Here is a 22,956-nt window from a genome sequence, read left to right on the forward strand (position 1 = left end):
TTAGGTGCGATCAGGCGAAAGATTTCGCGAAGGTATCGAGAGCAGCCACAAGCTTGCCCTTGGTATCGTCGCTGATTGCCTTTTCCGTGCGGATCGTGTCGAGGATGGCCGAGCCTTCCGAGCGCAGGTACGAGAGCAATGCCTGCTCGAACTTGCCGATCTGAGCGACAGCGATCTTGTCCAGGTAGCCGTTGACACCCGCAAAGATGACCGCGACTTGCTCTTCCACCTTCAGCGGCGAGAACTGCGGCTGCTTCAGGAGTTCGGTCAGGCGGGCACCGCGGTTCAGCAGGCGCTGCGTCGCAGCGTCAAGATCCGAACCGAACTGGGCGAAGGCGGCCATTTCGCGATACTGGGCGAGCTCACCCTTGATCGAGCCCGCAACCTGCTTCATCGCCTTGATCTGTGCGGACGAGCCGACGCGCGAAACCGACAGACCGACGTTAACAGCCGGACGGATGCCCTGATAGAACAGGTCGGTTTCGAGGAAGATCTGGCCGTCGGTGATCGAGATCACGTTGGTCGGAATGAAAGCCGAAACGTCGTTGCCCTGCGTTTCGATGACCGGCAAAGCCGTCAGCGAACCGCCGCCCATTTCGTCGCTCATCTTTGCAGCGCGCTCGAGGAGACGCGAATGCAGGTAGAAGACGTCGCCCGGATAGGCTTCGCGGCCCGGCGGGCGGCGCAGCAGCAGCGACATCTGACGGTAGGAAACAGCCTGCTTGGACAGGTCGTCGTAACCGATCAGCGCATGCTGGCCGTTGTCGCGGAAATATTCGCCCATGGCGCAGCCGGCAAACGGAGCCAGGTACTGCATCGGAGCGGGATCGGAAGCCGTCGCGGCGACGATGATCGAATACTTCAGGGCGCCACGTTCTTCGAGAACCTTGACGAACTGCGCAACCGTGGAGCGCTTCTGGCCGATGGCGACGTAGACGCAGAAAAGCTTTTCAGCTTCCGGACCGGAGTCGTGAATGGCCTTCTGGTTCAGGATCGTGTCGAGAAGGATCGCGGTCTTGCCGGTCTGGCGGTCGCCGATGACAAGCTCGCGCTGGCCGCGGCCGACGGGGATGAGAGCGTCGATTGCCTTGAGGCCGGTCGACATCGGCTCATGAACCGACTTGCGCGGGATGATGCCGGGAGCCTTGACGTCGACACGCGCACGGCGCGTCGCGTTGATCGGGCCCTTGCCGTCGATCGGATTGCCGAGAGCGTCGACGACGCGGCCAAGCAGTTCCGGGCCAACCGGAACGTCAACGATGGCGCCGGTCCGCTTGACGGTGTCGCCTTCCTTGATGTCGCGGTCGTTGCCGAAGATAACGACACCGACGTTATCGGACTCAAGGTTCAGCGCCATGCCGCGGATGCCGCCGGGGAACTCGACCATTTCACCCGCCTGAACGTTATCCAGACCGTAAACGCGAGCAATACCGTCACCGACAGAAAGCACCTGACCGACTTCCGAGACTTCCGCCTCTTTGCCGAAATTTTTAATTTGATCTTTGAGAATTGCGGAAATTTCCGCGGCGCGGATATCCATCAGCCAACCTCTTTCAATGCAAGCTTGAGGGTAGAAAGTTTGGTACGAAGCGACGTATCAATCTGACGGGACCCGACCTTCACGATCAGACCACCAAGAATTGACGGATCAACCGTGACGGCAATCGTCACGTCTTTGCCGGTGACGCCCTTCAGCGCCGCCTTCAATTCGGTTTCCTGCGCTGCCGTCAGCGCATGGGCCGAGGCGACCTCGGCAGAAATTTCGCCACGCTGGCGAGCAGCAATGATGCGGAAGGCCTTGATCATGCCCGGAAGGGCAAAGAGGCGGCGGTTACGCGCCACAACCTTCAGGAAATTCGCAAAGAAGCCGCTGATGCCGGCCTTCTCGCTGATTGCAGCGACCGCCTTGAGCTGATCGTCTGCGGAGAATACCGGGCTTGCAACGAAGCGCTTCAGGTCGTCGCTCTCGTCCAGCATCGCCTGGAAACGATTGAGATCTGCAGTGACGCTCTCGACGGCGCCTTCTTCAAGAGCCAGTTCGAACAGCGAGGACGCATATCGTTCTGCAACACCAGAAGCAAGCTGGGACGTGTCTGCCACGGGCACAAATTTCCCTGATTTCAACCCAAGAATCCGGCCTTTGGCGGGCGCCTGACCTATGCTCTTGAATTCGTTTTGATTTCCCCCAGAAATCGCAAGAGAAGCCTCTTGCTTCTTCCGAAATTCGGGGTCCGTCTAACATAGGATGTCGGGACTCGCAACACGCGTAATGCCCGAATATGCCTTTCGAATGCTTTTCTATCGGCAAAATCGTGAAATGGCGCAAACCCCGGCGAGCGAGCGGCTCGCGGCGCTGTAATCTAGGTTGCGAAGAAGCCCAAGGAATAGGCGAGCGGGAGTGCCGCTAGAACGGCCTGCACAACCAGAAGTAAATAGTTGAGAATCGTGCTCCCCTTATCGGAAAGGAGCGAAACGATCCGGGCGAAAGCCGCCATTGCAAATGCCGCCCCAAGCGCCATGTAGATGAAATCCTGCGCCAGCATGATCGCCGCCAGTCCAAATCCGAGATAGAAACCGCCGACGGAGCGTTGCTCGGCGAAACCATCCCGGCGCTCTCCACGCGGCTGAAGGCCGAAAAGCTGCATCGCATATCCGGGCGCGAACATGATGACGAGACCCGCAAGAGCGGTGAACGCCGCCGAGCAGAATGCGAGCTGCTCGCCAAAGGTCTCGGGAAAATAAAATTCCATGGATCAACCCCAAATCACGCTGCGAATGCTTGCCCCTTATGGCATGATTGCACCGGGTGGAAAACGGCGGTCAATCGCCGATCTACAGGAAGCTTTGCGGGTCGATATCGAGCTGCACGTGCACCGAGCCACGCTCTTTCGGCGCCTGCGCAAGCATACTGCGCAGAAATGCCTGCATGTCGGAACTCCGCCGCCCGTGTACGAGGAGCCGGAAACGGTAGCGGCCGCGCACCAGCGCCAGCGGTGCTTCGGCGGGGCCGAGCACGGAAATGCCGGAAACCTGCGGCGCCGCGCTCCGCATGCCGCGGGCATGGTTTTCCGCGTCATGGCGCGTTTCGGCCGAGACGATAATCGACGCGAGGCGTCCGAAAGGCGGCAAACTTGCCCTCTCGCGCTCGGCGATTTCCCGCTCATAAAACGCGCTCGCGTCGCCTGAAACGATCGCCTGCATGACGGGATGCTGCGGCTGGTACGTCTGCAGCAGCCCATGGCTCTTCAGACCCGTTCGCCCCGCCCGGCCCGTCACCTGTGAAAGAAGCTGGAATGTTCTTTCCGCCGCGCGCGGATCGCCGTTGGCGAGACCGAGATCCGCATCGACGATGCCGACCAGTGTCATCAACGGAAAGTTATGCCCCTTGGCGACGAGCTGCGTGCCGATGACGATATCCGCTTCGCCCTTGGCGATCGCCTCGAGTTCCAGCCGCAGGCGTTTGACGCCGCCCATGATGTCCGAGGATAACACGATGGTCCGCGCGTCGGGGAAATGACGCTCAACTTCTTCCGCGATGCGCTCGACCCCCGGCCCACAGGCGACGAGGTGATCGAGCGTTCCGCATTCCGGACAAGCCTCCGGCGTCCGCTCCGTATGGCCGCATTGATGGCACTGCAGCTGGCTGCGGAAACGGTGCTCGACGAGCCAGCTCGAACATTGCGGGCACTGGAAGCGGTGGCCGCAGACACGGCAGAGCGTCAGCGGTGCGTAGCCGCGGCGATTGAGGAAGAGCAGCGCCTGCTCGCCCTTTTCGACCGTCTTGCCGATCGCCCGGATCAAGACCGGCGAGAGAAAACCTTCCCTTTTCGGCGCGTGCCGCCGCATATCGACGAGATGCAGATCGGGCAACGCCGCGTCGCCGTAGCGTGTCGGCAGATGGATGGTGCTGTAGCGTCCGTTCTGACCGTTCACCTGGCTTTCGACGGAAGGCGTCGCCGACACGAGAACAACCGGGAAATTGCCGATGCGACCGCGCACGACTGCCATGTCGCGGGCATTGTAATAGACGCGGTCTTCCTGCTTGTAGGCAGGATCATGCTCCTCATCGATGACGATGAGCCCCAGGTCTTCGAACGGCAGAAACAATGCCGACCGGGCACCGGCAACCACGCGAACCTCGCCGGTCACCGCCTGCCGCCAGACTTTCTCGCGCATGCGCGGCGCGAGATCGGAATGCCATTCGGCCGGCTTTGCGCCGAACCGGTCCTGGAAGCGCTCTAGGAAACTTGCGGTGAGCGCGATTTCCGGCAGGAGGATCAGCACCTGCTTGCCGCGGCGAAGCGTGTCGGCGATCGCCTCGAAATAGACCTCGGTCTTGCCAGATCCCGTCACGCCATCGATCAGCGAAACGGCAAACCCACCTTTTGTGACTTCGCTCAAAATCTCTTCGGCGGCATCCTTCTGCGGCCCCTGCAGCCGCGACGAGGCAAAGTCCGGATCGGGTTTTGCCACGACCGGAGGCGGAGGCAGGAAAACTGTCTCGAAAAGCCCTTGGCTGATGAGGCCATCGACAACGCTCGTGGAAACACCGGCGGCATGTGCAAGTCCGGTCCGTGTCCACGAGATACCGTCCGATGCCGTATCGAGCACTCGGGCACGCGCAGGCGTCATCCGCTCCGGTTCGCCGCCGACGAAGCGCAATCCTTCCACCATCGGCTCCGGTTCGAAGGCATTCGGTGCACGAAGCGCCATGCGGGCAACAAGACCGGGCGGCGACAGCGTGTACGCAGCCACCCAGTCGATGAACTCCCGCATTTCCTTGGAAAGCGGCGGGCAATCGAAAACATGCGTGATCGGTCTAAGCTTCTTCGGATCGACGCCATCTTCACCGCCGTCCCAGACAACGCCGATCACCTGTCTGGGGCCGAGCGGCACCTGCACGACCGAACCAGGCTCGGCCGCCATGCCATCCGGCACGGAATAGGAATAGGGTTTCGGTGCAGGCATGGGCACGAGAACCGGAACCGTGCGGGTTCCGGCTGGTGCCTCGAGTAACGCGCCAAAGAGATCGGAAGAATCTGTGCTCATCGGCCGTGACCATGCCCGCAATAAAGCAAAAAGAAAACCTGCGAGAACATCGCCTGCTCGTCCTCATCGATGACGCCGGTCAACCGCATCCCCTCGATCCATGTGAGCCGTCCTGCCGCACGCCGCATCACTCCTCGGCCGCGGCGGCAAGAAGCTCTCCGGCACAATCGGCCTGGCAGCGCCAAGTGCGGAAGCAATCGCGCGGTCGAGATCGACGGTATCCTCCCCTATGCACCAATGATGCCAAAACAGCCGCCAGATTGCTTCCGTCCTCGTCGAGCATCGGTGCCGTGACCGCCAGACATGGCGTGCGCAGGGCGACGATCGGTCGGAGCGCCAGCCATCGATAGCGCGCCGGAGCGTGCCTTTTCCCGCGCCGTTTTCGCCGACGAAAAGATTGATGCCCGAAAGATCCATGCGGATCGATCGCAGCGACCTTTCCTTCTGGGCAAACATCGAGCGGAGCAGCATGCCTCGCTTTAACCTGTCCGCTCAACGAAATGAATGGGCCGCCACTATCTCCGGCGCGGGCGGCTGCATAAGCGGCAGGAACCGTGCATCGCTGTCCGCACGCAGATCATGTAGCGTGTGTTTTTCAAGCGCCTTGGTCACTTCGTTTATGTCGCCGTCCAGATGCCCCACCGGAACGAGATTGCCGATGATGAAATCAAAACGATCGCCGCGCTTGTTGAGAAGTTCGTGAAACACCGTCATGTCGCGCAGTTCGGTCGACCACTTTGCAAACCAGTAGAAAAGACCGGAGTTGCGCGCGGTCATGTGCACTGGCAAGATCGGCAGATTGTATTTGCGGGCAAGGCCGACCGCAGAGTTTTTCCACGGCCTTTCATTCAGCCGGCCGTTCGCCCAATAGGCGATGCGGCCCGAGGGAAACAATACAGTTGCCTTTCCTTGCTTCACGGCGTGGTTCGTAAGCTGCAGCGTCTCACGGGTCTTGAGTTTGGTCTTGTATTCGTCCCGCCATTCCACAGGGATCACCATTTCCGCAAAGCGCGGATTGACGCGCACCGCGTCCCGGTTGGCAAAGAACATCATGTCCGGGCGGCGGTTCTTCAGGAGGTCGAAAACTGCAACACCATCGGCAATGCCGGTCGGATGATTGCTGACGAGTATGAAGCCGCCGGAAGCAGGGATACGCTCGGCATTTCTAACCGCGATGTCCAGCGTCAGCAGGTTGCTCATATATTCGAAGCACTGAAAGCCCGGCATGTTCGCTACGTCGTTGGCGAACTGAAGCGCCTTGTTATAGCGCAAAAGCGCATAGAGAAAGGGCCGCATCACCGGCCAAAGCGGGTTTCGGACGATGCGCTGGCCGCGCTCGGCGATCAGAGTATCAACGATGTGTCCGGGGTTGCCGTGGGAAACCAGAGCGATCGCTTCCGCGAGCTGTCCGAAAGCCGTCGTGGATTGGCGCCGTGCCATGCAAAGTCCTGTTTCGTTCGGAACAGCTATCGCAACCTATTATGATGGAAGCATGACAAGAGCTTGGCCGATATTAGCAATTCCCTAACGGTCCCTCCTTCAAACTTGGCAAAGGCAAGAACAAAATCAAGGCCCGCGCCAGTGAACGAACTTTTGATTATCGCCGACCCGCGCCTGATGGCGGAACGCAGCGCCTGGCTTGAAAATCTCGAGCGCGAGCGGCGCTTTTCCGAACACACGCTCGACGCCTACGAGCGTGATAGCCGCCAGTTCCTCACCTTCCTGACCGGCCATATCGGCGGCCCGGCGACGTTGAAGGACATTGAATCTCTTCGCCCGGCCGATTTCCGCGGCTTCCTGGCTGCCCGCCGGAAAGAAGGTTCCGGGGCGCGATCGCTTGGCCGCAATCTCGCCGGTCTTCGGTCGCTGCTGCGATATCTGGAAAAAAAAGGTTTGGTGAACGCCGCCGGAGCAGGAGCCGTTCGCTCACCGAAACAGCCGAAATCGCTGCCGAAACCACTCTCCGACAAGCAGGCGATCAATGTCGCCAGCGACGAGGCACAGCTTCACGAGGAACCATGGATCGCTGCGCGCGACGCCGCCGTTTTCACGCTCCTCTATGGCTGCGGTCTGCGCATTGCCGAGGCACTTGACCTGACTGCGGACAGCTTGCATGCAGGCGCCACGACACTGCGCATCACCGGCAAGGGCAACAAGACGCGCCTGGTTCCGCTGCTGCCCGTTGTTCTTGAAGCCGTTGAGAAATACCGCTCTCTCTGCCCGTACCATCTGGAGAAAGGAGAACCGCTCTTCCGCGGCGCTCGCGGCGGCAAGCTCCAGGCTGGGATCATCCAGCGCACGATGCAGCGGATGCGCAGCGCCTTCGGATTGCCGGAAACGGCAACACCGCATGCGCTGCGGCATTCTTTTGCAACCCATCTGCTGGCTGGCGGCGGCGATCTGAGGACGATCCAGGAACTGCTCGGTCACGCAAGCCTGTCCACGACCCAGGTCTATACCGGCGTCGATTCATCGCGTTTGCTGGAAGTTTACGATCGTGCCCATCCGAGGGCGTAATCTTTTGTTAACGCATTCTCTTAAGGCAATATGCGCATGCGAGGCGTAGAGCATGAGTTCTCATACATTGTGACCGGAACATCATCATGACGATCACCGTCGGCCACCGTAGTCTGCGCGTTGCGACACCGGGCAATATGTTGCTCGGGCTGATTGCAGCCTTCCATATGCTGCTTGCCGCCGCGCTTCTCGCCGTGCTCCTTGCGGTGTCTTCGGCGCAGGCTGCCGACGATACCTGCACCGGCAAGAACCTGATGACCGAGCTTCAGCAGAACGATCCTGCCCGCTATGCAGAGGTCGTCAAGGAAGCGGATGCGACGCCGAACGGCAAAGGCATTTTCTGGAAGATCGAAAAGCCCGGCCTGAAGACCTCGTGGCTGCTTGGCAGCATGCATGTTACGGATCCGCGCGTGCTGAACCTGCCGCTCTACGCCCAGGCCGCTCGTGATGGCGCCGATACGATCGTCATCGAATCCGATGAGATCCTGAGCGAAAAAAAGGCGGCCGCCGCTCTCCTCACCCGGCCGGATCTCACCATGTTCACCGATGGGACGACGATCGAAAAACTCCTGTCGCGCGAGGATTACGCCCGACTCGGTGCGGGCCTCCAGCGACGCGGCATTCCGCTCTCCGCCGTTTCGCGCATGCGCCCTTGGATGATTGCGAGCGCCGTCGCGCTCCCCGCCTGCGAGATTTCCCGCAAGGCCAAGGGTATCCCCTTCCTCGATCAGAAGATCGCAGCCGACGCAGCCGCCGAAGGCAAGCAGGTGCGCGGGCTCGAAACGCTTGCCGAACAACTGCAGGCAATGGCCGAACTTCCGGTCGAATTCCATCTGAAGTCACTGATCGAGACCCTGGAGCTCGGCTCCAAGATGAACGACGTCGTGGAAACGATGACCGATCTCTATCTCTCCGGCGACATCGGCATGACAATACCGATGCTGAAAACAGTTTCGCCGGACGGCAAGGACGAGGAGAGCGATTACGCCAGCTTCGAGCAGCGCATCATCCTCGACCGCAACAAAATAATGGCCGAGCGCGCAGCTCCGATTCTCGCCAGTGGTAATGTCTTCATGGCTGTCGGCGCCCTACATCTGCCGGGCGATGGCGGAGTCATCGAACTTCTGCGCAAACAGGGTTTCACCGTCACGCAAGTGAATTGAAGCTACGCGCAAAGCGCGGGTATTCCTTCATTTCAGTTTTATCCGGTTGCCCGTGCTCGCGGGACCGAAGCCATGACTTAATCGCGCTTCAGACCAGTAAGGTGAAGGCATTTGGCTAAAGCCCATTAAAAAAGCCGCGGTCCTTGCGAACCGCGGCGTCTGAGCTTCGGTCTTCGGGATTTACATATGGATCGGCTTGAAGAAGGCAGCGAGTGCCGCTTCCTTCACTGCTTCCGACATTGTCGGATGCGCATGGCAGGTGCGGCCGAGATCCTCGGCAGAACCGCCGAATTCCATGAGAACGGCAATCTCGTGGATCATCTCGCCGGCACCGAAGCCGACGATATGACCGCCGAGAACGCGGTCCGTTGCCTTGTCCGACAGGATCTTTACGAAGCCGTCTGTCGCGAGCATCGCGCGAGCGCGGCCATTTGCCGTAAACGGGAACTTGCCAGCCTTATAGGCGATGCCTGCAGCCTTCAGTTCTTCCTCGGTCTTGCCGACGGAAGCGACTTCCGGCTGTGTGTAGACGACGCTCGGGATGACGTCGTAATTCACATGACCGGCGTGGCCGGCAAGGATTTCGGCAAGCGCCGCGCCTTCGTCTTCCGCCTTGTGCGCCAACATAGGACCCTTCACGACGTCGCCGATTGCATAAATGCCGGCGACATTGGTCTTGAAATGGCCGTCGATCTCGACGCGGCCGCGATTGTCGAGCTTGACACCCGCCTCTTCAAGGCCGAGGCCTGCCGTATAGGGCAAGCGGCCCGTGGCGATGAGAACGACTTCCGCTTCGAGCGTCACCTTGTCGCCGCCCTTGACCGGTTCGAACGTCACCTTGGCACCCGTGCCGCCCTTCTCGACGCCGACGACCTTGGCGCCGAGGTTGAATTCGATGCCCTGCTTGGCGAGCATGCGCTGGAACTGCTTGGCTACATCGCCATCCATGCCGCCGAGGATCGTGTCGAGATATTCGACGACGGTCACCTTCGCACCGAGGCGCGACCAGACAGAGCCCAGTTCGAGACCGATGACGCCGCCACCGACGACGATCATCGTTTCCGGCACTTTCTCCAGCGCAATACCGCCGGTCGAGGAGATGATTACCTTTTCATCGAACTCGACTTGAACGCCTGGGATGCCGGCAACATCGGAGCCTGTGGCTATCACGATGTTCTTGCCTTCGATCTCCTGGATCTTGCCGTCGTCGGCGGTCACCGAAACTTTCCCGGCGGAAACGATCTTGCCGGTGCCTTGGAAGGCATCGATTTTGTTCTTCTTGAAGAGGAAGGCGACGCCGTCGACATTCGACTTCACCGTCGCATCCTTGTGCGCCAGCATCTTTTCGAGATTAAGCTTCGGAGCCGGTATTTCGATGCCGAGCGCATCCATGCCGTGACCGGCATGATGGAACATTTCGGAAGCATGCAGCAACGCCTTGGAGGGAATGCATCCGACATTAAGGCAGGTGCCGCCGAAGGTCGCGCTTTTTTCGACGACCGCAACCTTGAGGCCGAGCTGGGCCGCCTTGATCGCGGCGACATAGCCGCCGGGGCCGGTTCCGATAATGATCACATCATAGGACATTGTTTCGTTTCCTTTGCTTTAATCGTTTAGTCGGCCGCGCGGGTGAGTGCGAGGCGGAAGCCGAAGCCGACCAATGCGGCGCCGGTGATGCGGTTGAACCATTTGCCGCTGGCAATGAAGCGGTCGTGACGGGCTTGACGGTGAAGAAGATCGAGACGCCGGCGAAGAATTTGCATCGTTTACCCTTTGCGACCTACCGCCCACCGCTGACGTTGAGGATTGCACCGGTGACATAGGAGGCCGCAGGAGAAAGAAGATAGAGGACGGCATCGGCCACCTCTTCTGCCGTTCCCGGCCGCTGCATCGGAATGCTCGGCGCCATGTCGCGCGCACGGTCTGGCAGTCCGCCGGAGGCGTGAATATCGGTGTCGATAATTCCCGGGCGGATCGCATTCACCCGGATGCCATCCGCAGCGACTTCGCGGGCGAGCCCGATCGTGAAGGTATCGATCGCCGCCTTCGAAGCGGCGTAATCCACATATTGCGACGGCGATCCGATGATCGCCGCCATCGACGAGACGTTGACGATCGCTCCGCCCTTGCCACCATGCTTGCTCGACATGCGGCGAACGGCCTCCGCCGCGCAGAGAATGGAGCCGGTGACATTGACGCGCATCATCCGCTCGATGCGCTCGACGCTCATTTCGTCGACGCGCTGAGCCGTATCGATGATACCGGCATTGTTCACCAGCCCGTCAAGCCGCCCGAAATGGCGATCAACGGTTTCGAACATCAAGGTGATTTCAGCGGCGTTGCCGACATCGCCTTTGACGGCAATCGCCTCGCCGCCGTCCGCCGCGATCGCTTCAATGACGGCATCCGCGGCTGCCCTATTCGAGACATAATTCACGGCAACCCGCCAGCCTTGCTTGGCAGCAAGCCTTGAGACGGCAGCACCGATGCCGCGGCTTGCGCCGGTCACGAGCAGAACAGGCACATCACTCATTTCGCGCATTCCTTGAATGTCAGGACATCCCAGGGCGCGACCGTCGCCTTGCCTTCGCCCCAAATCGAGGACTCGCGGATCGCCGGACCGAGACCAGGTAGCACGATCCTGTCAGCAGCGCCCTGCGCCTCAGCCTGAAGATTATCCAGTTCGCCCGCGGCACGGACGCTGTAGAACGGCCCTTGCCAGATCGTGCAGGCATCGAGATCCGCACCCGTCACATCACCATCCGGGCACTTGAACATGACGATGCCGATAGCACGATCGGGATCCTCCGACGGCATCACATATCCGTCCAGAACGATCGAGGTCTTCAAGACATTGATCTTGAACTGATTGCTTGCCGCAGCGGCTTCGGAACCGAGCGGCGAAAAGCGGAGTTCATAAGCGCCGTCGCGATCGGCATAGACGGCATCAGATTGCTTGCACTCGGCCGAAAGCGCAGCTCCCGTCATTGCGCACAGGAAAAGTGGCGCCGCCAAGGCAGCCGCCAATTTCAGCCTAACGATTAGGAGCGAACTGCCGTCCGCTGCCGGAACTCCACGCGCCATAAGGCACTCCTTGCCGCGAAAGACAGGGCCGCTCGCGCGGTCCCATCATTCTCTTAGAGATCGAGAACCAGACGCTCCGGATCTTCCAGGCTTTCCTTGACGCGGACGAGGAAGGTCACGGCCTCCTTACCGTCGACGATGCGGTGATCGTAGGAGAGTGCCAGATACATCATCGGACGGATGACGATCTGGCCGCCGACAACGACCGGACGCTCCTGGATCTTGTGCATGCCGAGAATGCCCGACTGCGGCGCATTGAGGATCGGCGAGGACATCAGCGAGCCATAGACGCCGCCATTGGTGATCGTGAAGGTGCCGCCCTGCATGTCGGCCATCGAGAGCGTGCCGTCGCGCGCGGCCTTGGCAAGACGGCCAAGGTCTTTCTCGATCTCGGCGATCGACATCTGGTCGGCATCGCGGATGATCGGAACGACCAGGCCCTTGTCTGTGCCGACAGCCATGCCGATGTGGCAGTAGTTCTTGTAGATGATGTCGGTGCCATCGATCTCGGCGTTGACGGCCGGCAGTTCCTTCAGGGCGTGCGTCACAGCCTTGGTGAAGAAGCCCATGAAGCCGAGCTTCACGCCATGCTTCTTTTCGAAGACGTCTTTGTACTTGGCGCGCAGATCCATGACTGCCTTCATGTCCACCTCGTTGTACGTGGTGAGCATGGCTGCGGTGTTCTGCGCATCCTTGAGGCGCTTGGCAATCGTCTGGCGCAGGCGCGTCATCTTCACGCGCTCCTCGCGGCCGGCGTCCTCGACCGTCGAGGGGCCACGAACTGCAGCGGGAGCGGCAGGCGCAGCAGCCGGGGCGGAAAGACCCTTGGCGACGGCAGCGATCACATCGCCCTTCAGCACCTGGCCGCGCTTGCCACTGCCTTCGACTTGATCGGCCGAGAGATTGTTCTCAGCGAGCATCTTGGCGGCAGCCGGCGCCGCCGGCATGGTGGAAGCCGGGGCCGGGGCGGAAGCAACCGGTGCCGCAGCGGCAGCCGCCGGAGCAGCAGGCGTTGCCTGGGCGGGAGCAGCGACGGCCGGCTCGGCGGCCTTGGCGGGAGCGGCAGCCGGGGCTGCAGCGCCTGCGGCGATCTGGCCGAGCAGAGCGCCGAGGCCCACGGTTTCGCCGGCCTGGGCAACGATTTCGGACAGCGTGCCGGAGCTCGGTGCCGGGACTTCGATGGTCACCTTGTCGGTTTCAAGCTCGAGAATCGGCTCATCGGCCTTGATGGCGTCGCCAACCTTCTTGAACCAGGTGCCGACGGTTGCCTCGCTGACGGATTCACCGAGAGTTGGAACGCGGATTTCTGTGGCCATTGTTCAAATCCTGATTTGCTTGTTTTCGTTTATTCGTTTCCGGCAGCAGACGGCCGGAGAATGATCGAGGGCATTGGTAAAATTTCGAAGTGGAAACCGAAACTGGAGCGGACGATCGGATCGGCATCGGCGAGCGCCTTTGCGGCCTCCCGATCCTCGACTGAAACGACCGCCATACCCCAGGCGCCTTCGCCCTCGAAGACGGGGCCGACAGCAATTGCCGATCCCGCTTCTGCGTTGTGGCGCCAATATTCGGCATGCCGTTCCATCGCAGCCATTTCCTCCCCGGTCGCGTCGTTCGGAAAGCGGGAACGAGGCGGCACAAGTCTCAAGAAGAAATATGCCATCGCCCCAACTCCTCAGCCGCCCAGCGCATCCTCAAGGAATGCAGCGAGCTGCGACAGATGCTTGGACATCAGGCCCGTTGCCGGCGAAGCGGCAGCCGGACGTCCGGTGTAGCGGACGCGCTGATACTTCGCATCGATATGGGCAAGAACCCACTCGAGATACGGATCGATGAACGACCATGCGCCCATGTTCTTCGGCTCTTCCTGGCACCAGACCATTTCGGCATTGCGGAAGCGGGAGAGCTCGTTGATGAGCGCCTTGGCCGGGAACGGGTAGAGCTGTTCGACGCGCAGCAGATAGACATCGTCGATACCGCGCTTTTCGCGCTCCTCCAGAAGATCATAATAAACCTTGCCGGAGCACATGACGACGCGGCGGATCTTGTTGTCTTTCTGCAGCTTGATCGGTCCGTCCTTGATGACCTCTGCATCATCCCACAGAAGGCGGTGGAAAGAGGATTCGCCGGCCATCTCTGCGAGGCTCGAAACCGCCCGCTTGTGGCGCAGCAACGACTTCGGCGTCATCAGGATCAGCGGCTTGCGGAAGTCGCGCTTCAACTGACGGCGCAGGATATGGAAGTTGTTCGCCGGGGTCGTGACGTTGGCAACCTGCATGTTGTCTTCCGCACAAAGCTGCAGGAAGCGTTCCAGGCGCGCCGAAGAGTGTTCCGGACCCTGACCTTCGTAACCATGCGGCAGCAGGCAGACGAGACCCGACATGCGCAGCCACTTGCGTTCGCCCGACGAAATGAACTGGTCGAAGACGACCTGCGCACCGTTTGCGAAATCGCCGAACTGCGCTTCCCAGAGCGTGAGCGCGTTCGGGCGCGCCAGCGAATAGCCGTATTCGAAGCCGAGAACGGCCTCTTCGGAGAGCATCGAGTTGATGACCTCGTAGCGGGCCTGCGTCGGCGACAGGTTGGCGAGCGGGATATAACGCGCTTCGGTCTCCTGATCGTAAAGGACCGAATGGCGCTGCGAGAAAGTGCCGCGTTCGCAATCCTGACCCGAAAGGCGGATCTTATGGCCTTCGAGGCAGAGTGCGCCAAAAGCGAGCGCCTCGCCCATTGCCCAGTCGATGCCTTCGCCCGTCTGGATCATGTTGGCCCGGTTTTCCATGAAGCGCTGGATCGTGCGGTGCGCGTTGAAGCCCGCCGGCACTTCCGAGAGCTTGCGGCCGATCTCCTTCAATTGTTTCATCGGCACGGCCGTCTTGCCACGGCGCTGCTCATCGGCGTTGTCGGCCGTGCGCAGACCAGACCATTCGCCGTCCAGCCAGTCGGCCTTGTTCGGCTTGTAGGACTGCCCGGCCTCGAACTCCTGCTCGAGATGAGCGCGCCAGTCGGCCTTCATCTTCTCGACTTCGCCTTCGGTCAGCAGGCCTTGCGCAACAAGACGCTCGGCGTAAAGCTGGAACACCGTCTTGTGGCCACGGATGACCTTGTACATCTTCGGCTGGGTGAAGGACGGTTCGTCGCCTTCGTTGTGGCCGTAGCGGCGGTAGCAGAACATGTCTATCACGACCGGCTTGTGGAACTTCATGCGGAACTCGGTCGCGATTTTCGCGGCGTAGACCACAGCTTCCGGATCGTCGCCATTGACGTGGAAGATCGGGGCCTCGATCATCTTCGCAACGTCGGACGGATAGGGCGACGAACGGGAGAAGGCCGGGTTCGTCGTAAAGCCGATCTGGTTGTTGATGATGACATGCATCGTGCCGGCGACACGGTGGCCGCGAAGACCCGAAAGGCCGAGAATTTCAGCGATGACGCCCTGGCCCGCGAAAGCCGCATCGCCGTGGATCAGCAACGGCAGAATCTTGGCGCGCTCGGAGAGCGGAATGACATCGCCTTCCCAGACGGTAGCACTCATGTCCTGCTTGGCGCGCGCCTTGCCCATGACGACGGGGTCGACGATTTCAAGGTGCGAAGGGTTTGCCGTCAGCGAAACGTGAACCTTGTTGCCGTCGAATTCGCGGTCGGAAGATGCACCGAGATGGTACTTCACGTCGCCTGAACCTTCGACCTCGTCGGGCGCATAGGAACCACCCTTGAACTCATGGAAGATGGCGCGATGCGGCTTTCCCATGACTTGGCTGAGCACGTTCAAGCGGCCGCGATGCGCCATGCCGAACACGGCTTCCTTCAGGCCGAGGTGGCCGCCACGCTTCAGGATCTGCTCAAGAGCCGGGATCAGTGATTCACCGCCATCGAGGCCGAAGCGCTTGGTGCCCTTGAACTTGACGTCGAGGAACTGCTCATAGCCTTCCGCTTCGACGAGCTTGGCAAGGATCGCCTTCTTGCCTTCCGGCGTGAACGCAACGCCCTTGTCCGGCCCTTCGATGCGTTCCTGAACCCAGGCCTTCTCTTCCGGATTGGACATGTGCATGAACTCGACGCCGAGAGTCGAGCAATAGGTTCGCTCGAGGATCTCGATCATCTGCGGAATGGTCGCGTATTCGAGACCGAGCACGTTGTCGATGAAGATCTTGCGATCGTAGTCGGCCGCGCTGAAGCCGTACGCTTCCGGCGACAGTTCCTTGTAGTCTTCGACCGGTGCTGCGATGCCTAGCGGATCGAGCTTGGCATGCAGATGGCCGCGCATGCGATAGGCACGGATCATCATGATGGCACGCACGGAATCGCGCGTCGCCTGGAGGATGTCAGCGCCGTCGGTCGGCTTGCCGGCAGCTTCGGCCTTTGCCTTCACCTTGGTTTCGATGACCTTCTCGACCGCGCCCCAATCACCGTCGAGCGCAGATACAAGATCGCCGCCGGCCTGAATCGGCCAATTCTTCTTGCGCCAGGAAGCGCCCTTGGCCGCCTTCTTCACATCGTTCGGATCGTCTTCCAGCGCCTTGAAGAAAGTCCGCCACTGATCGTCGACCGATGATGGATCCTCTTCGTAGCGCGCATAGAGCTGCTCGATATAGGCAGCATTGGCGCCATCCAGAAACGAAGTGATCTGAAACTGCTCGTTGGCTTCTTGCCGTGCCATGGTTTTACGCGGACGCTTTCCGCCCGCCTCCTGACTTTTGATGAATTTGCCGGCTCTACCCGGCTGCCGCATTCGAATTTGCCGCCTGTCCGCGGCACACCTGCTGTCGAAAACCTGGGGCCGGGCGGAAGCGCAGGTGCTTTCTTCCGCCCGGATATATAAGTTGGCTTAGCCCTTGAGGACTTCAACCAACGTCTTGCCGAGACGAGCCGGAGACGGCGACACCGTGATGCCGGCCGCTTCCATAGCCGCGATCTTGTCTTCCGCGCCGCCCTTGCCGCCGGAAATCACGGCGCCGGCATGGCCCATGGTGCGGCCCGGAGGTGCCGTTCGCCCGGCGATGAAGCCGACCATCGGCTTCTTGCGTCCACGCTTGGCTTCGTCCTTGAGGAACTGAGCCGCGTCTTCTTCAGCCGATCCGCCGATTTCGCCGATCATGATGATCGACTTAGTTTCGTCGTCGGCAAGGAACATCTCGAGTACGTCGATGAACTCGGTGCCCTTGACCGGGTCGCCGCCGATGCCGACTGCCGTCGTTTGGCCGAGACCTTCATTCGAGGTCTGGAAGACGGCTTCATAGGTCAGCGTGCCGGAGCGCGAGAGAACGCCGACCGAACCCTTTTTGAAGATGGAGCCCGGCATGATGCCGATCTTGCATTCCTCAGGCGTCAAAACACCCGGGCAGTTCGGACCGATTAGGCGCGACTTCGACTTGTCGAGCTTGGACTTGACCTTGACCATGTCCTCGACCGGAATGCCTTCCGTGATGCAGATGATGAGCGAAATTTCCGCCTCGATCGCCTCGATGATCGCCTCGGCGGCGCCGGCCGGCGGCACATAGATCACCGATGCGTCGGCACCGGTCCTTTCCTTGCCCTCGGCAACGGAGGCGAAGATCGGCAGATGTGCTTCGCCTTCGAGCGACCCCCAGGTCTCGCCACCCTTCTTCGGATGGATGCCGCCGACCATCTTGGTGCCGTAATAGGCAAGCGCCTGCTCGGTGTGGAAAGTGCCGGTCTTGCCGGTCAGCCCCTGGACCAGGACCTTGGTGTCTTTATTGACGAGAATGGACATGCCTTAGTTCCCTTTCACAGCAGCGACGATCTTCTTCGCCGCGTCGTCAAGATCGTCGGCAGGGATCACGTTCAGCCCGCTCTCTCGTATGATTTTCTTGCCGAGTTCTACATTGGTGCCTTCGAGACGGACGACGAGCGGCACCTGGAGGCCTACTTCCTTCACCGCCGCGATCACGCCTTCGGCGATGACGTCGCAGCGCATGATGCCGCCGAAGATATTGACCAGGATGCCCTTCACGGCCGGATCGGCGGTGATGATCTTGAAAGCCGCGGTGACCTTTTCCTTCGACGCACCGCCGCCGACATCGAGGAAGTTCGCAGGCTCGGCGCCGTAGAGCTTGATGATGTCCATGGTCGCCATGGCAAGGCCCGCACCATTGACCATGCAGCCGATATTGCCGTCGAGGGCAACGTAGGCAAGGTCATATTTGGAGGCTTCGATTTCCTTCTCGTCTTCTTCCGTTTTGTCGCGCAGAGCGACGATGTCTTCGTGACGGAAGAGCGCATTGCCGTCGAAGGATACCTTGGCGTCGAGGACGCGCAGGCGACCGTTCTTCATGACGATCAGCGGATTGACTTCGAGCAGGCTCATGTCCTTTTCGACGAAAGCCTTGTAGAGGATCGGGAACAGCGTGTCGCCATCCTTGCGAGCTTCGCCTTGGAGATTCAGCGCATCCGCAAGCTTCTTGCTGTCTTCAGCCGTTACGCCCTTTGCGGGGTCGATAGCGACGGTGATAATCTTCTCGGGCGTGTCGTGTGCAACGGTCTCGATGTCCATGCCGCCTTCCGTCGAAACGACGAAGGCAACCTGGCCGACGGAACGGTCGACGAGAATTGAGAGATAGAGTTCGCGCTCGATATCGGCACCGTCTTCGATGTAGAGGCGGTTGACCTGCTTGCCGGCCGGGCCGGTCTGCTTGGTGACCAGCGTATTGCCGAGCATTTCCTTGGCATTGGCGACGACTTCGTCGATCGACTTCGCAAGGCGAACGCCACCTTTGGCTTCCGGCGAGAGTTCCTTGAATTTACCCTTGCCGCGGCCGCCGGCGTGTATCTGGCTTTTCACGACGTAGAGCGGACCCGGCAATTCTTTTGCCGCAGCCTCGGCTTCGTCGGCCTTGAAGATGGCCACACCTTCAGCGACCGGTGCGCCATAGCTCTTCAGCAGAGCCTTGGCCTGATATTCATGAATGTTCATGGGTTTATTCCTGTTTTGATTACTTCAGCGCGGGCGCGATGTTGATGCAGGCTTCGCACAGGCCGGCGACAGCGCCGACCGACTTGTCGAAGGCTTCCTTCTCGGCCTTGTTGAGGTCGATCTCGATGACGCGCTCGACGCCGCCGGCACCGATCACTGTCGGAACGCCGACATACATGTCCTTGACGCCGTACTGGCCGGAGAGATGCGCCGCGCAGGGCAAAACGCGCTTCTTGTCCTTGAGGTAGGCCTCGGCCATCTCGATTGCCGAGGCTGCCGGAGCGTAGTAGGCCGAACCGGTCTTCAGGAGGCCGACGATTTCGGCGCCGCCGTCACGGGTGCGCTGGATGATTTCCTCGAGCCGTTCCTTGGTGACCCAACCCATGGTGATGAGGTCGGTGAGCGGAATGCCGGCAACGGTGGAGTAGCGAGCAAGCGGCACCATCGTGTCGCCGTGGCCGCCGAGAACGAAAGCAGTGACGTCCTGAACGGAAACGTTGAATTCCTTGGCAAGGAAGAGGCGAAAGCGCGAGCTATCGAGAACGCCCGCCATGCCGACCACCTTGTTGGCCGGAAGGCCGGAAAACTTCTGCAGCGCCCAAACCATGGCGTCGAGCGGATTGGTGATGCAGATGACGAAAGCGTTCGGGGCATATTTCTTGATGCCGGCGCCGACCTGCTCCATGACCTTGAGGTTGATGCCGAGAAGGTCGTCGCGGCTCATGCCCGGCTTGCGCGGAACGCCGGCGGTGACGATGCAGACGTCTGCGCCTTCGATCGCAGAATAGTCGCTGGCACCCGTCAGATTGGCATCGAAGCCTTCGACCGGGGACGACTGGGCGATATCGAGGCCCTTGCCCTGTGGAATGCCGTCGGCGATGTCGAAGAGGACGATGTCGCCGAGCTCTTTCAGGCCGGCGAGATGCGCCAGCGTGCCACCAATCATGCCAGAACCGATAAGTGCGATCTTGTTACGCGCCATTTCGCTGTTTCCTTTGCGATCAAAATCAGTCGGGCGCCGCGTCCAGGGCGTCGTCCAATGACGCAATCGCATAGCCCTAAAGCCCAAAAATGGCAACGTGTTATTTTTGGATCAGCAATTTCAATCGTTTAGATACAAAATATCTTACGTAAACGTAAGATATTTTGTTGCGAAACTGTTACTCCGCGGCGTGCTTTTTATGGTGCATCGCAAGATATTCCGCGCTGCGCATCTCAAAAAGGCGCGATGCGGTACGATCGAATTCGAAGCCTTCCGTCCCGCGCCGTTCGATCAGCAAATCTTCCGGCATTGCCGCAGCCGACGCATGAAGGCGAACGCCGTGGTCGTAGAGCGTGTCGACAAGAATAATGAAACGCTTCGCCTGGTTCCGCTTGTCCGGACCGAGCATCGGGATGCGATCGACAAAGATCGTATCGAAACGCTTGGCGATTGCGAGAAAATCAGCAGCACCGAGCGGCTTCTCGCAAAGATCGGCAAAGGAAAAGCGCGCCATGCGATCGACTGCGAGTGGCACATGGATCGACCGACCTTTCATCGGGATATCGAAAGGCTGCGCCTTGCGCCCATCCAGCGCCTGCGCCCAGGACGCGTCCATGGCCATATCCGTCCGCTCATCGATCGGCGTCAGATAGACCGGCTGGCTGTTCAGCTTCTCCATCCGGTAATCCGTCGGGGAGTCGAGCGTCACGACCTCGACATTGTTCCTGAGGAGACCGATGAAAGGCAGGAAGAGACCGCGATTGAGGCCGTCCTTGTAGAGATTGTCGGGCTCGACATTCGAGGTCGCGATGAGCACGCAGCCACGCGCAAAAAGCTCGGAGAACAGCCGCGACAGGATCATCGCATCAGCGATGTCCGTCACCGTAAACTCATCGAAACACAGGAGTTCGGCCTCCTGGTAAAGTGCGGCCGCCACGGGCGGCACGGGATCGGCCTGCTTTATCTCACCGTTCTTCAGCTTGAGCCGGTGCGCGGCGATGCGGTTGTGGACATCGGCCATGAACTCGTGGAAGTGCGCACGGCGTTTCTTCGAACAGGGCGCCATGCGGTAGAAGATATCCATCAGCATCGTCTTGCCGCGCCCGACGCTGCCGTGAATATAGAGTCCCTTGATGCCTTCGCTCGCCTTTTTCTTCGAAGCGAAGAGCCAGCCGAGCGAGCTGGATTTAGCAGCCGGGCGGCGGCGCTTCAGTTCAAAAAGCACCCGATCGAGGCTTTTTGCCACATCCATCTGCGCTGAATCGATCTGGAGAGCGCCGGAGGCCGTCAGCGATTTCAAGTGTTCGCTGACGCTCGAAGTGTAGTCGGGGATAGGCTGCATGAGGAGGAGTCCGCCTACGCGTCGTCGGCGGGGTGGCCGCCGGTTGTTTTACCGGCTGAGGGTGATCGGTTGACCGGTGCTCGTCTGGCCGCTGAAGCTGTTGTCGGCGGTCTTGTAGACGCTGCCGATCTGGTTGCCGCTGCGATCCTTGAGAAGAACCTGCTTGCCGGAGACTTCCCAGGAGCCCATCGCCGTCAGCTCGCCGGCGCAGCCGCGCGTGCCGCCGCGTGAGCCGCTGCCGAGATTGGTCAGCGTCAGGAACATGTCGCACCTGCCGTTGACGCGCCAGCTGCCGACCATGGATTCCTTGGAGACGTCAAGCGCATTGGCCGCCATGGCACCCGGCTGGCCCGGAACCGCAGGCGCGGCCGTCGGAGCGGCGGGAAACTGCGAGGCGCCTGCCGGTGGTGGAAGCTGCCCGCCCTGGACGGAAGGAACAGGCTGCGCGGTTAGCGGTGCCGGCGAGCTGTAACTCGCATTGTCATATGCCGTGCGCTGGCAGCCCGCCAATGACAGAACAACCGCCACACCCGTCATCGCATATCGCAATTGCATCATCATGCTCCCGATTGTCCGCTCTTGCCGCACAGAATTGGTCATCAGACTGATTTTCGAATTAGCGTATTTCACTTTGGTTAATCAAGTCGGCACAGCCATAAATTGCTCGCGACAATGCTTATGCCAGAAATGGAGCAGTTCAACTTGCCTGTCGGAGTACTTCCTGCAGATAGAATTTGTCAGCAAGGTGATGATCTGCACAATCCTTCGCCGGATTCAGACCGATCCCAGCAAAAATTCGCAAGAACCCGGCGCAGCCTCTGTCAGCGCCGGGCATTTGGCGAGCATCGGCTATCAGACCCGGCGCTCAACCATCATCTTCTTGATCTCGGCAATGGCCTTTGCCGGATTGAGACCCTTAGGGCAGGTCTGCGCGCAGTTCATGATCGTGTGGCAGCGGTAAAGCCGGAAAGGATCTTCGAGGTCGTCAAGACGCTCGCCGGTCGCCTCGTCTCTGGAGTCGATCAGCCAGCGATAGGCCTGCAGCAGGACGGCCGGACCGAGATAGCGGTCGCCGTTCCACCAGTAGCTCGGACAGGAGGTCGAGCAGCAGGCGCAGAGAATGCACTCGTAGAGGCCGTCGAGCTTCTGGCGATCCTCGTGGCTCTGTTTCCATTCCTTGGCAGGTGCTGGAGATACGGTCTTCAGCCAGGGTTCGATCGAGCGGTGCTGCGCATAGAAATTCGTCAGGTCCGGAACGAGATCCTTCACCACCGGCAAATGCGGCAGTGGATAGATTTTAACCGTGCCCTTGATGTCATCCATGCCCTTGGTGCAGGCAAGCGTGTTCGTGCCGTCGATATTCATCGCGCAGGAACCGCAGATGCCTTCGCGACAGGAACGGCGCAGCGTCAACGTCGGATCGATCTTGTTCTTGATGTAGAGCAGGCCGTCGAGAACCATCGGGCCACAGTCGTCGACATCGATATAGAAGGTGTCGATCGACGGGTTCTGGTCGTCATCCGGGCTCCAGCGGTAGACGCGAAATTCACGGGTGTTCTTCGCACCCGCCGGCTTCGGCCAGACCTTGCCTTCGCGCATCTGAGAGTTCTTGGGGAGAGCGAGTTCAACCATGATAAAATCCTAGTTTGCCGACAGGGGTTCCGTTTTCACGCAACCCCTACAACCACCGAAAGCAGCGTTGCCGGCTGCGAGCGACGAGCGAGCACCCTGCGCGCCATTCGCTGTCTTCCACACACCGACCTCGTTGTTGACCGCGGCAGCCAAGCCGCCGGGAGCACGCAATTTGTAGCGCTCCGCCGCCATGACGGGCGAGACGGCCCGCACCGCGGCAATGAACGAAGCTAATCCGAGGTACTTTCCCATC

20 protein-coding genes and 1 pseudogene are annotated in these 22,956 nt (G+C 60.3%); 2 read left to right on the forward strand and 19 right to left on the reverse strand.

Translation table 11 applies throughout. The annotated features are described in order from the left end of the window. Positions 1-10: 10 nt before the first annotated feature. The 5 genes from atpA to ISN39_RS17775 all read right to left on the reverse strand — a co-directional run bounded on the left by atpA (position 11) and on the right by ISN39_RS17775 (position 6,489). Positions 11-1,540, reverse strand: a complete 1,530-nt coding sequence (gene atpA, locus ISN39_RS17755; RefSeq protein ID WP_194728369.1) for a F0F1 ATP synthase subunit alpha — start codon at positions 1,538-1,540, stop codon at positions 11-13. Continuing rightward, positions 1,540-2,106: a F0F1 ATP synthase subunit delta gene (locus ISN39_RS17760; protein ID WP_074069901.1), complete on the reverse strand. Its 567-nt coding sequence runs from the start codon at positions 2,104-2,106 to the stop codon at positions 1,540-1,542. Before ISN39_RS17760 ends, atpA begins: the two co-directional genes overlap by 1 nt. 254 nt (positions 2,107-2,360) lie before the next feature. Further along, on the reverse strand, positions 2,361-2,750 hold the full coding sequence (locus ISN39_RS17765; RefSeq protein WP_194728370.1) for a DUF4345 domain-containing protein: 390 nt from the start codon (positions 2,748-2,750) through the stop codon (positions 2,361-2,363). An 82-nt stretch (positions 2,751-2,832) separates the two neighbouring features. After that, positions 2,833-5,049, reverse strand: coding sequence for a primosomal protein N' (locus tag ISN39_RS17770; protein WP_194728371.1), 2,217 nt, complete (start codon positions 5,047-5,049; stop codon positions 2,833-2,835). Between the two features lie 492 nt (positions 5,050-5,541). Continuing rightward, positions 5,542-6,489, reverse strand: coding sequence for a 1-acyl-sn-glycerol-3-phosphate acyltransferase (locus ISN39_RS17775; RefSeq protein WP_194728372.1), 948 nt, complete (start codon positions 6,487-6,489; stop codon positions 5,542-5,544). A 141-nt stretch (positions 6,490-6,630) separates the two neighbouring features. Here ISN39_RS17775 and ISN39_RS17780 point away from each other — a divergent pair, with 141 nt between their 5' ends. Both ISN39_RS17780 and ISN39_RS17785 read left to right on the forward strand, forming a co-directional pair. After that, positions 6,631-7,566, forward strand: coding sequence for a tyrosine recombinase XerC (locus tag ISN39_RS17780; protein ID WP_194728373.1), 936 nt, complete (start codon positions 6,631-6,633; stop codon positions 7,564-7,566). An 86-nt stretch (positions 7,567-7,652) separates the two neighbouring features. Then, positions 7,653-8,729, forward strand: coding sequence for a TraB/GumN family protein (locus ISN39_RS17785; protein WP_194728374.1), 1,077 nt, complete (start codon positions 7,653-7,655; stop codon positions 8,727-8,729). Positions 8,730-8,909: 180 nt separating this feature from the next. Here ISN39_RS17785 and lpdA read toward each other — a convergent pair whose 3' ends face one another. The 14 genes and pseudogenes from lpdA to ISN39_RS17855 all read right to left on the reverse strand — a co-directional run bounded on the left by lpdA (position 8,910) and on the right by ISN39_RS17855 (position 22,955). After that, positions 8,910-10,316 carry a dihydrolipoyl dehydrogenase gene (lpdA, locus tag ISN39_RS17790; RefSeq protein WP_194728375.1) on the reverse strand — a complete coding sequence of 469 codons (1,407 nt, stop codon included), beginning with the start codon at positions 10,314-10,316 and terminating at the stop codon, positions 8,910-8,912. A 26-nt stretch (positions 10,317-10,342) separates the two neighbouring features. After that, positions 10,343-10,485 (reverse strand): annotated as a pseudogene (locus tag ISN39_RS17795) (LysE family translocator); the annotation flags it as partial. Positions 10,486-10,509: 24 nt separating this feature from the next. Continuing rightward, on the reverse strand, positions 10,510-11,262 hold the full coding sequence (locus ISN39_RS17800) for an SDR family oxidoreductase (protein WP_194728376.1): 753 nt from the start codon (positions 11,260-11,262) through the stop codon (positions 10,510-10,512). After that, entirely contained in the window at positions 11,259-11,717 is a 459-nt protein-coding gene (locus ISN39_RS17805; protein ID WP_246763348.1) for a hypothetical protein, read from the reverse strand. Before ISN39_RS17805 ends, ISN39_RS17800 begins: the two co-directional genes overlap by 4 nt. Before the next feature lie 149 nt (positions 11,718-11,866). Next, positions 11,867-13,129 carry a 2-oxoglutarate dehydrogenase complex dihydrolipoyllysine-residue succinyltransferase gene (gene odhB / locus ISN39_RS17810; RefSeq protein WP_194728377.1) on the reverse strand — a complete coding sequence of 421 codons (1,263 nt, stop codon included), beginning with the start codon at positions 13,127-13,129 and terminating at the stop codon, positions 11,867-11,869. A gap of 29 nt (positions 13,130-13,158) precedes the next feature. Beyond that, positions 13,159-13,476 (reverse strand): YciI family protein, encoded by a 318-nt coding sequence (locus ISN39_RS17815; protein ID WP_022717415.1) that lies wholly within the window; start codon positions 13,474-13,476, stop codon positions 13,159-13,161. A 12-nt stretch (positions 13,477-13,488) separates the two neighbouring features. Continuing rightward, the gene (locus ISN39_RS17820; protein ID WP_074070457.1) at positions 13,489-16,473 is read right to left on the reverse strand and encodes a 2-oxoglutarate dehydrogenase E1 component; all 2,985 of its coding nucleotides are present in this window, start codon (positions 16,471-16,473) and stop codon (positions 13,489-13,491) included. A gap of 168 nt (positions 16,474-16,641) precedes the next feature. Then, positions 16,642-17,547 (reverse strand): succinate--CoA ligase subunit alpha, encoded by a 906-nt coding sequence (gene sucD, locus ISN39_RS17825; RefSeq protein ID WP_074069912.1) that lies wholly within the window; start codon positions 17,545-17,547, stop codon positions 16,642-16,644. A gap of 3 nt (positions 17,548-17,550) precedes the next feature. Beyond that, a complete protein-coding gene (gene sucC / locus ISN39_RS17830; RefSeq protein ID WP_074069913.1) occupies positions 17,551-18,747 on the reverse strand; it encodes an ADP-forming succinate--CoA ligase subunit beta in 1,197 nt (398 codons plus the stop codon). Between the two features lie 19 nt (positions 18,748-18,766). After that, positions 18,767-19,729 (reverse strand): malate dehydrogenase, encoded by a 963-nt coding sequence (gene mdh / locus ISN39_RS17835; RefSeq protein WP_022717411.1) that lies wholly within the window; start codon positions 19,727-19,729, stop codon positions 18,767-18,769. Between the two features lie 178 nt (positions 19,730-19,907). Then, a complete protein-coding gene (gene zapE, locus ISN39_RS17840; RefSeq protein WP_194728378.1) occupies positions 19,908-21,071 on the reverse strand; it encodes a cell division protein ZapE in 1,164 nt (387 codons plus the stop codon). Between the two features lie 48 nt (positions 21,072-21,119). Continuing rightward, on the reverse strand, positions 21,120-21,626 hold the full coding sequence (locus ISN39_RS17845) for a protease inhibitor Inh/omp19 family protein (RefSeq protein WP_074070458.1): 507 nt from the start codon (positions 21,624-21,626) through the stop codon (positions 21,120-21,122). Between the two features lie 297 nt (positions 21,627-21,923). Continuing rightward, entirely contained in the window at positions 21,924-22,703 is a 780-nt protein-coding gene (locus tag ISN39_RS17850) for a succinate dehydrogenase iron-sulfur subunit (protein ID WP_074069915.1), read from the reverse strand. A gap of 9 nt (positions 22,704-22,712) precedes the next feature. Further along, a complete protein-coding gene (locus tag ISN39_RS17855) occupies positions 22,713-22,955 on the reverse strand; it encodes a hypothetical protein (RefSeq protein ID WP_194730249.1) in 243 nt (80 codons plus the stop codon). Position 22,956 lies beyond the last annotated feature (1 nt).

The sequence above is a fragment of the Rhizobium sp. 007 genome (assembly GCF_015353075.1).
Lineage (GTDB): Bacteria > Pseudomonadota > Alphaproteobacteria > Rhizobiales > Rhizobiaceae > Rhizobium.

Excerpts from the sequence above, each read along its gene's own strand:
- atpA (WP_194728369.1), bottom strand. The coding sequence starts at position 1,540 with ATGGATATCCGCGCCGCGGAAATTTCCGCAATTCTCAAAGATCAAATT.
- ISN39_RS17765 (WP_194728370.1), bottom strand. The coding sequence starts at position 2,750 with ATGGAATTTTATTTTCCCGAGACCTTTGGCGAGCAGCTCGCATTCTGC.
- ISN39_RS17770 (WP_194728371.1), bottom strand. The coding sequence starts at position 5,049 with ATGAGCACAGATTCTTCCGATCTCTTTGGCGCGTTACTCGAGGCACCA.
- ISN39_RS17775 (WP_194728372.1), bottom strand. The coding sequence starts at position 6,489 with ATGGCACGGCGCCAATCCACGACGGCTTTCGGACAGCTCGCGGAAGCG.
- ISN39_RS17785 (WP_194728374.1), top strand. The coding sequence starts at position 7,653 with ATGACGATCACCGTCGGCCACCGTAGTCTGCGCGTTGCGACACCGGGC.
- lpdA (WP_194728375.1), bottom strand. The coding sequence starts at position 10,316 with ATGTCCTATGATGTGATCATTATCGGAACCGGCCCCGGCGGCTATGTC.
- ISN39_RS17800 (WP_194728376.1), bottom strand. The coding sequence starts at position 11,262 with ATGAGTGATGTGCCTGTTCTGCTCGTGACCGGCGCAAGCCGCGGCATC.
- ISN39_RS17805 (WP_246763348.1), bottom strand. The coding sequence starts at position 11,717 with ATGACGGGAGCTGCGCTTTCGGCCGAGTGCAAGCAATCTGATGCCGTC.
- odhB (WP_194728377.1), bottom strand. The coding sequence starts at position 13,129 with ATGGCCACAGAAATCCGCGTTCCAACTCTCGGTGAATCCGTCAGCGAG.
- ISN39_RS17815 (WP_022717415.1), bottom strand. The coding sequence starts at position 13,476 with ATGGCATATTTCTTCTTGAGACTTGTGCCGCCTCGTTCCCGCTTTCCG.
- ISN39_RS17820 (WP_074070457.1), bottom strand. The coding sequence starts at position 16,473 with ATGGCACGGCAAGAAGCCAACGAGCAGTTTCAGATCACTTCGTTTCTG.
- sucD (WP_074069912.1), bottom strand. The coding sequence starts at position 17,547 with ATGTCCATTCTCGTCAATAAAGACACCAAGGTCCTGGTCCAGGGGCTG.
- sucC (WP_074069913.1), bottom strand. The coding sequence starts at position 18,747 with ATGAACATTCATGAATATCAGGCCAAGGCTCTGCTGAAGAGCTATGGC.
- mdh (WP_022717411.1), bottom strand. The coding sequence starts at position 19,729 with ATGGCGCGTAACAAGATCGCACTTATCGGTTCTGGCATGATTGGTGGC.
- zapE (WP_194728378.1), bottom strand. The coding sequence starts at position 21,071 with ATGCAGCCTATCCCCGACTACACTTCGAGCGTCAGCGAACACTTGAAA.
- ISN39_RS17845 (WP_074070458.1), bottom strand. The coding sequence starts at position 21,626 with ATGCAATTGCGATATGCGATGACGGGTGTGGCGGTTGTTCTGTCATTG.
- ISN39_RS17850 (WP_074069915.1), bottom strand. The coding sequence starts at position 22,703 with ATGGTTGAACTCGCTCTCCCCAAGAACTCTCAGATGCGCGAAGGCAAG.
- ISN39_RS17855 (WP_194730249.1), bottom strand. The coding sequence starts at position 22,955 with ATGGGAAAGTACCTCGGATTAGCTTCGTTCATTGCCGCGGTGCGGGCC.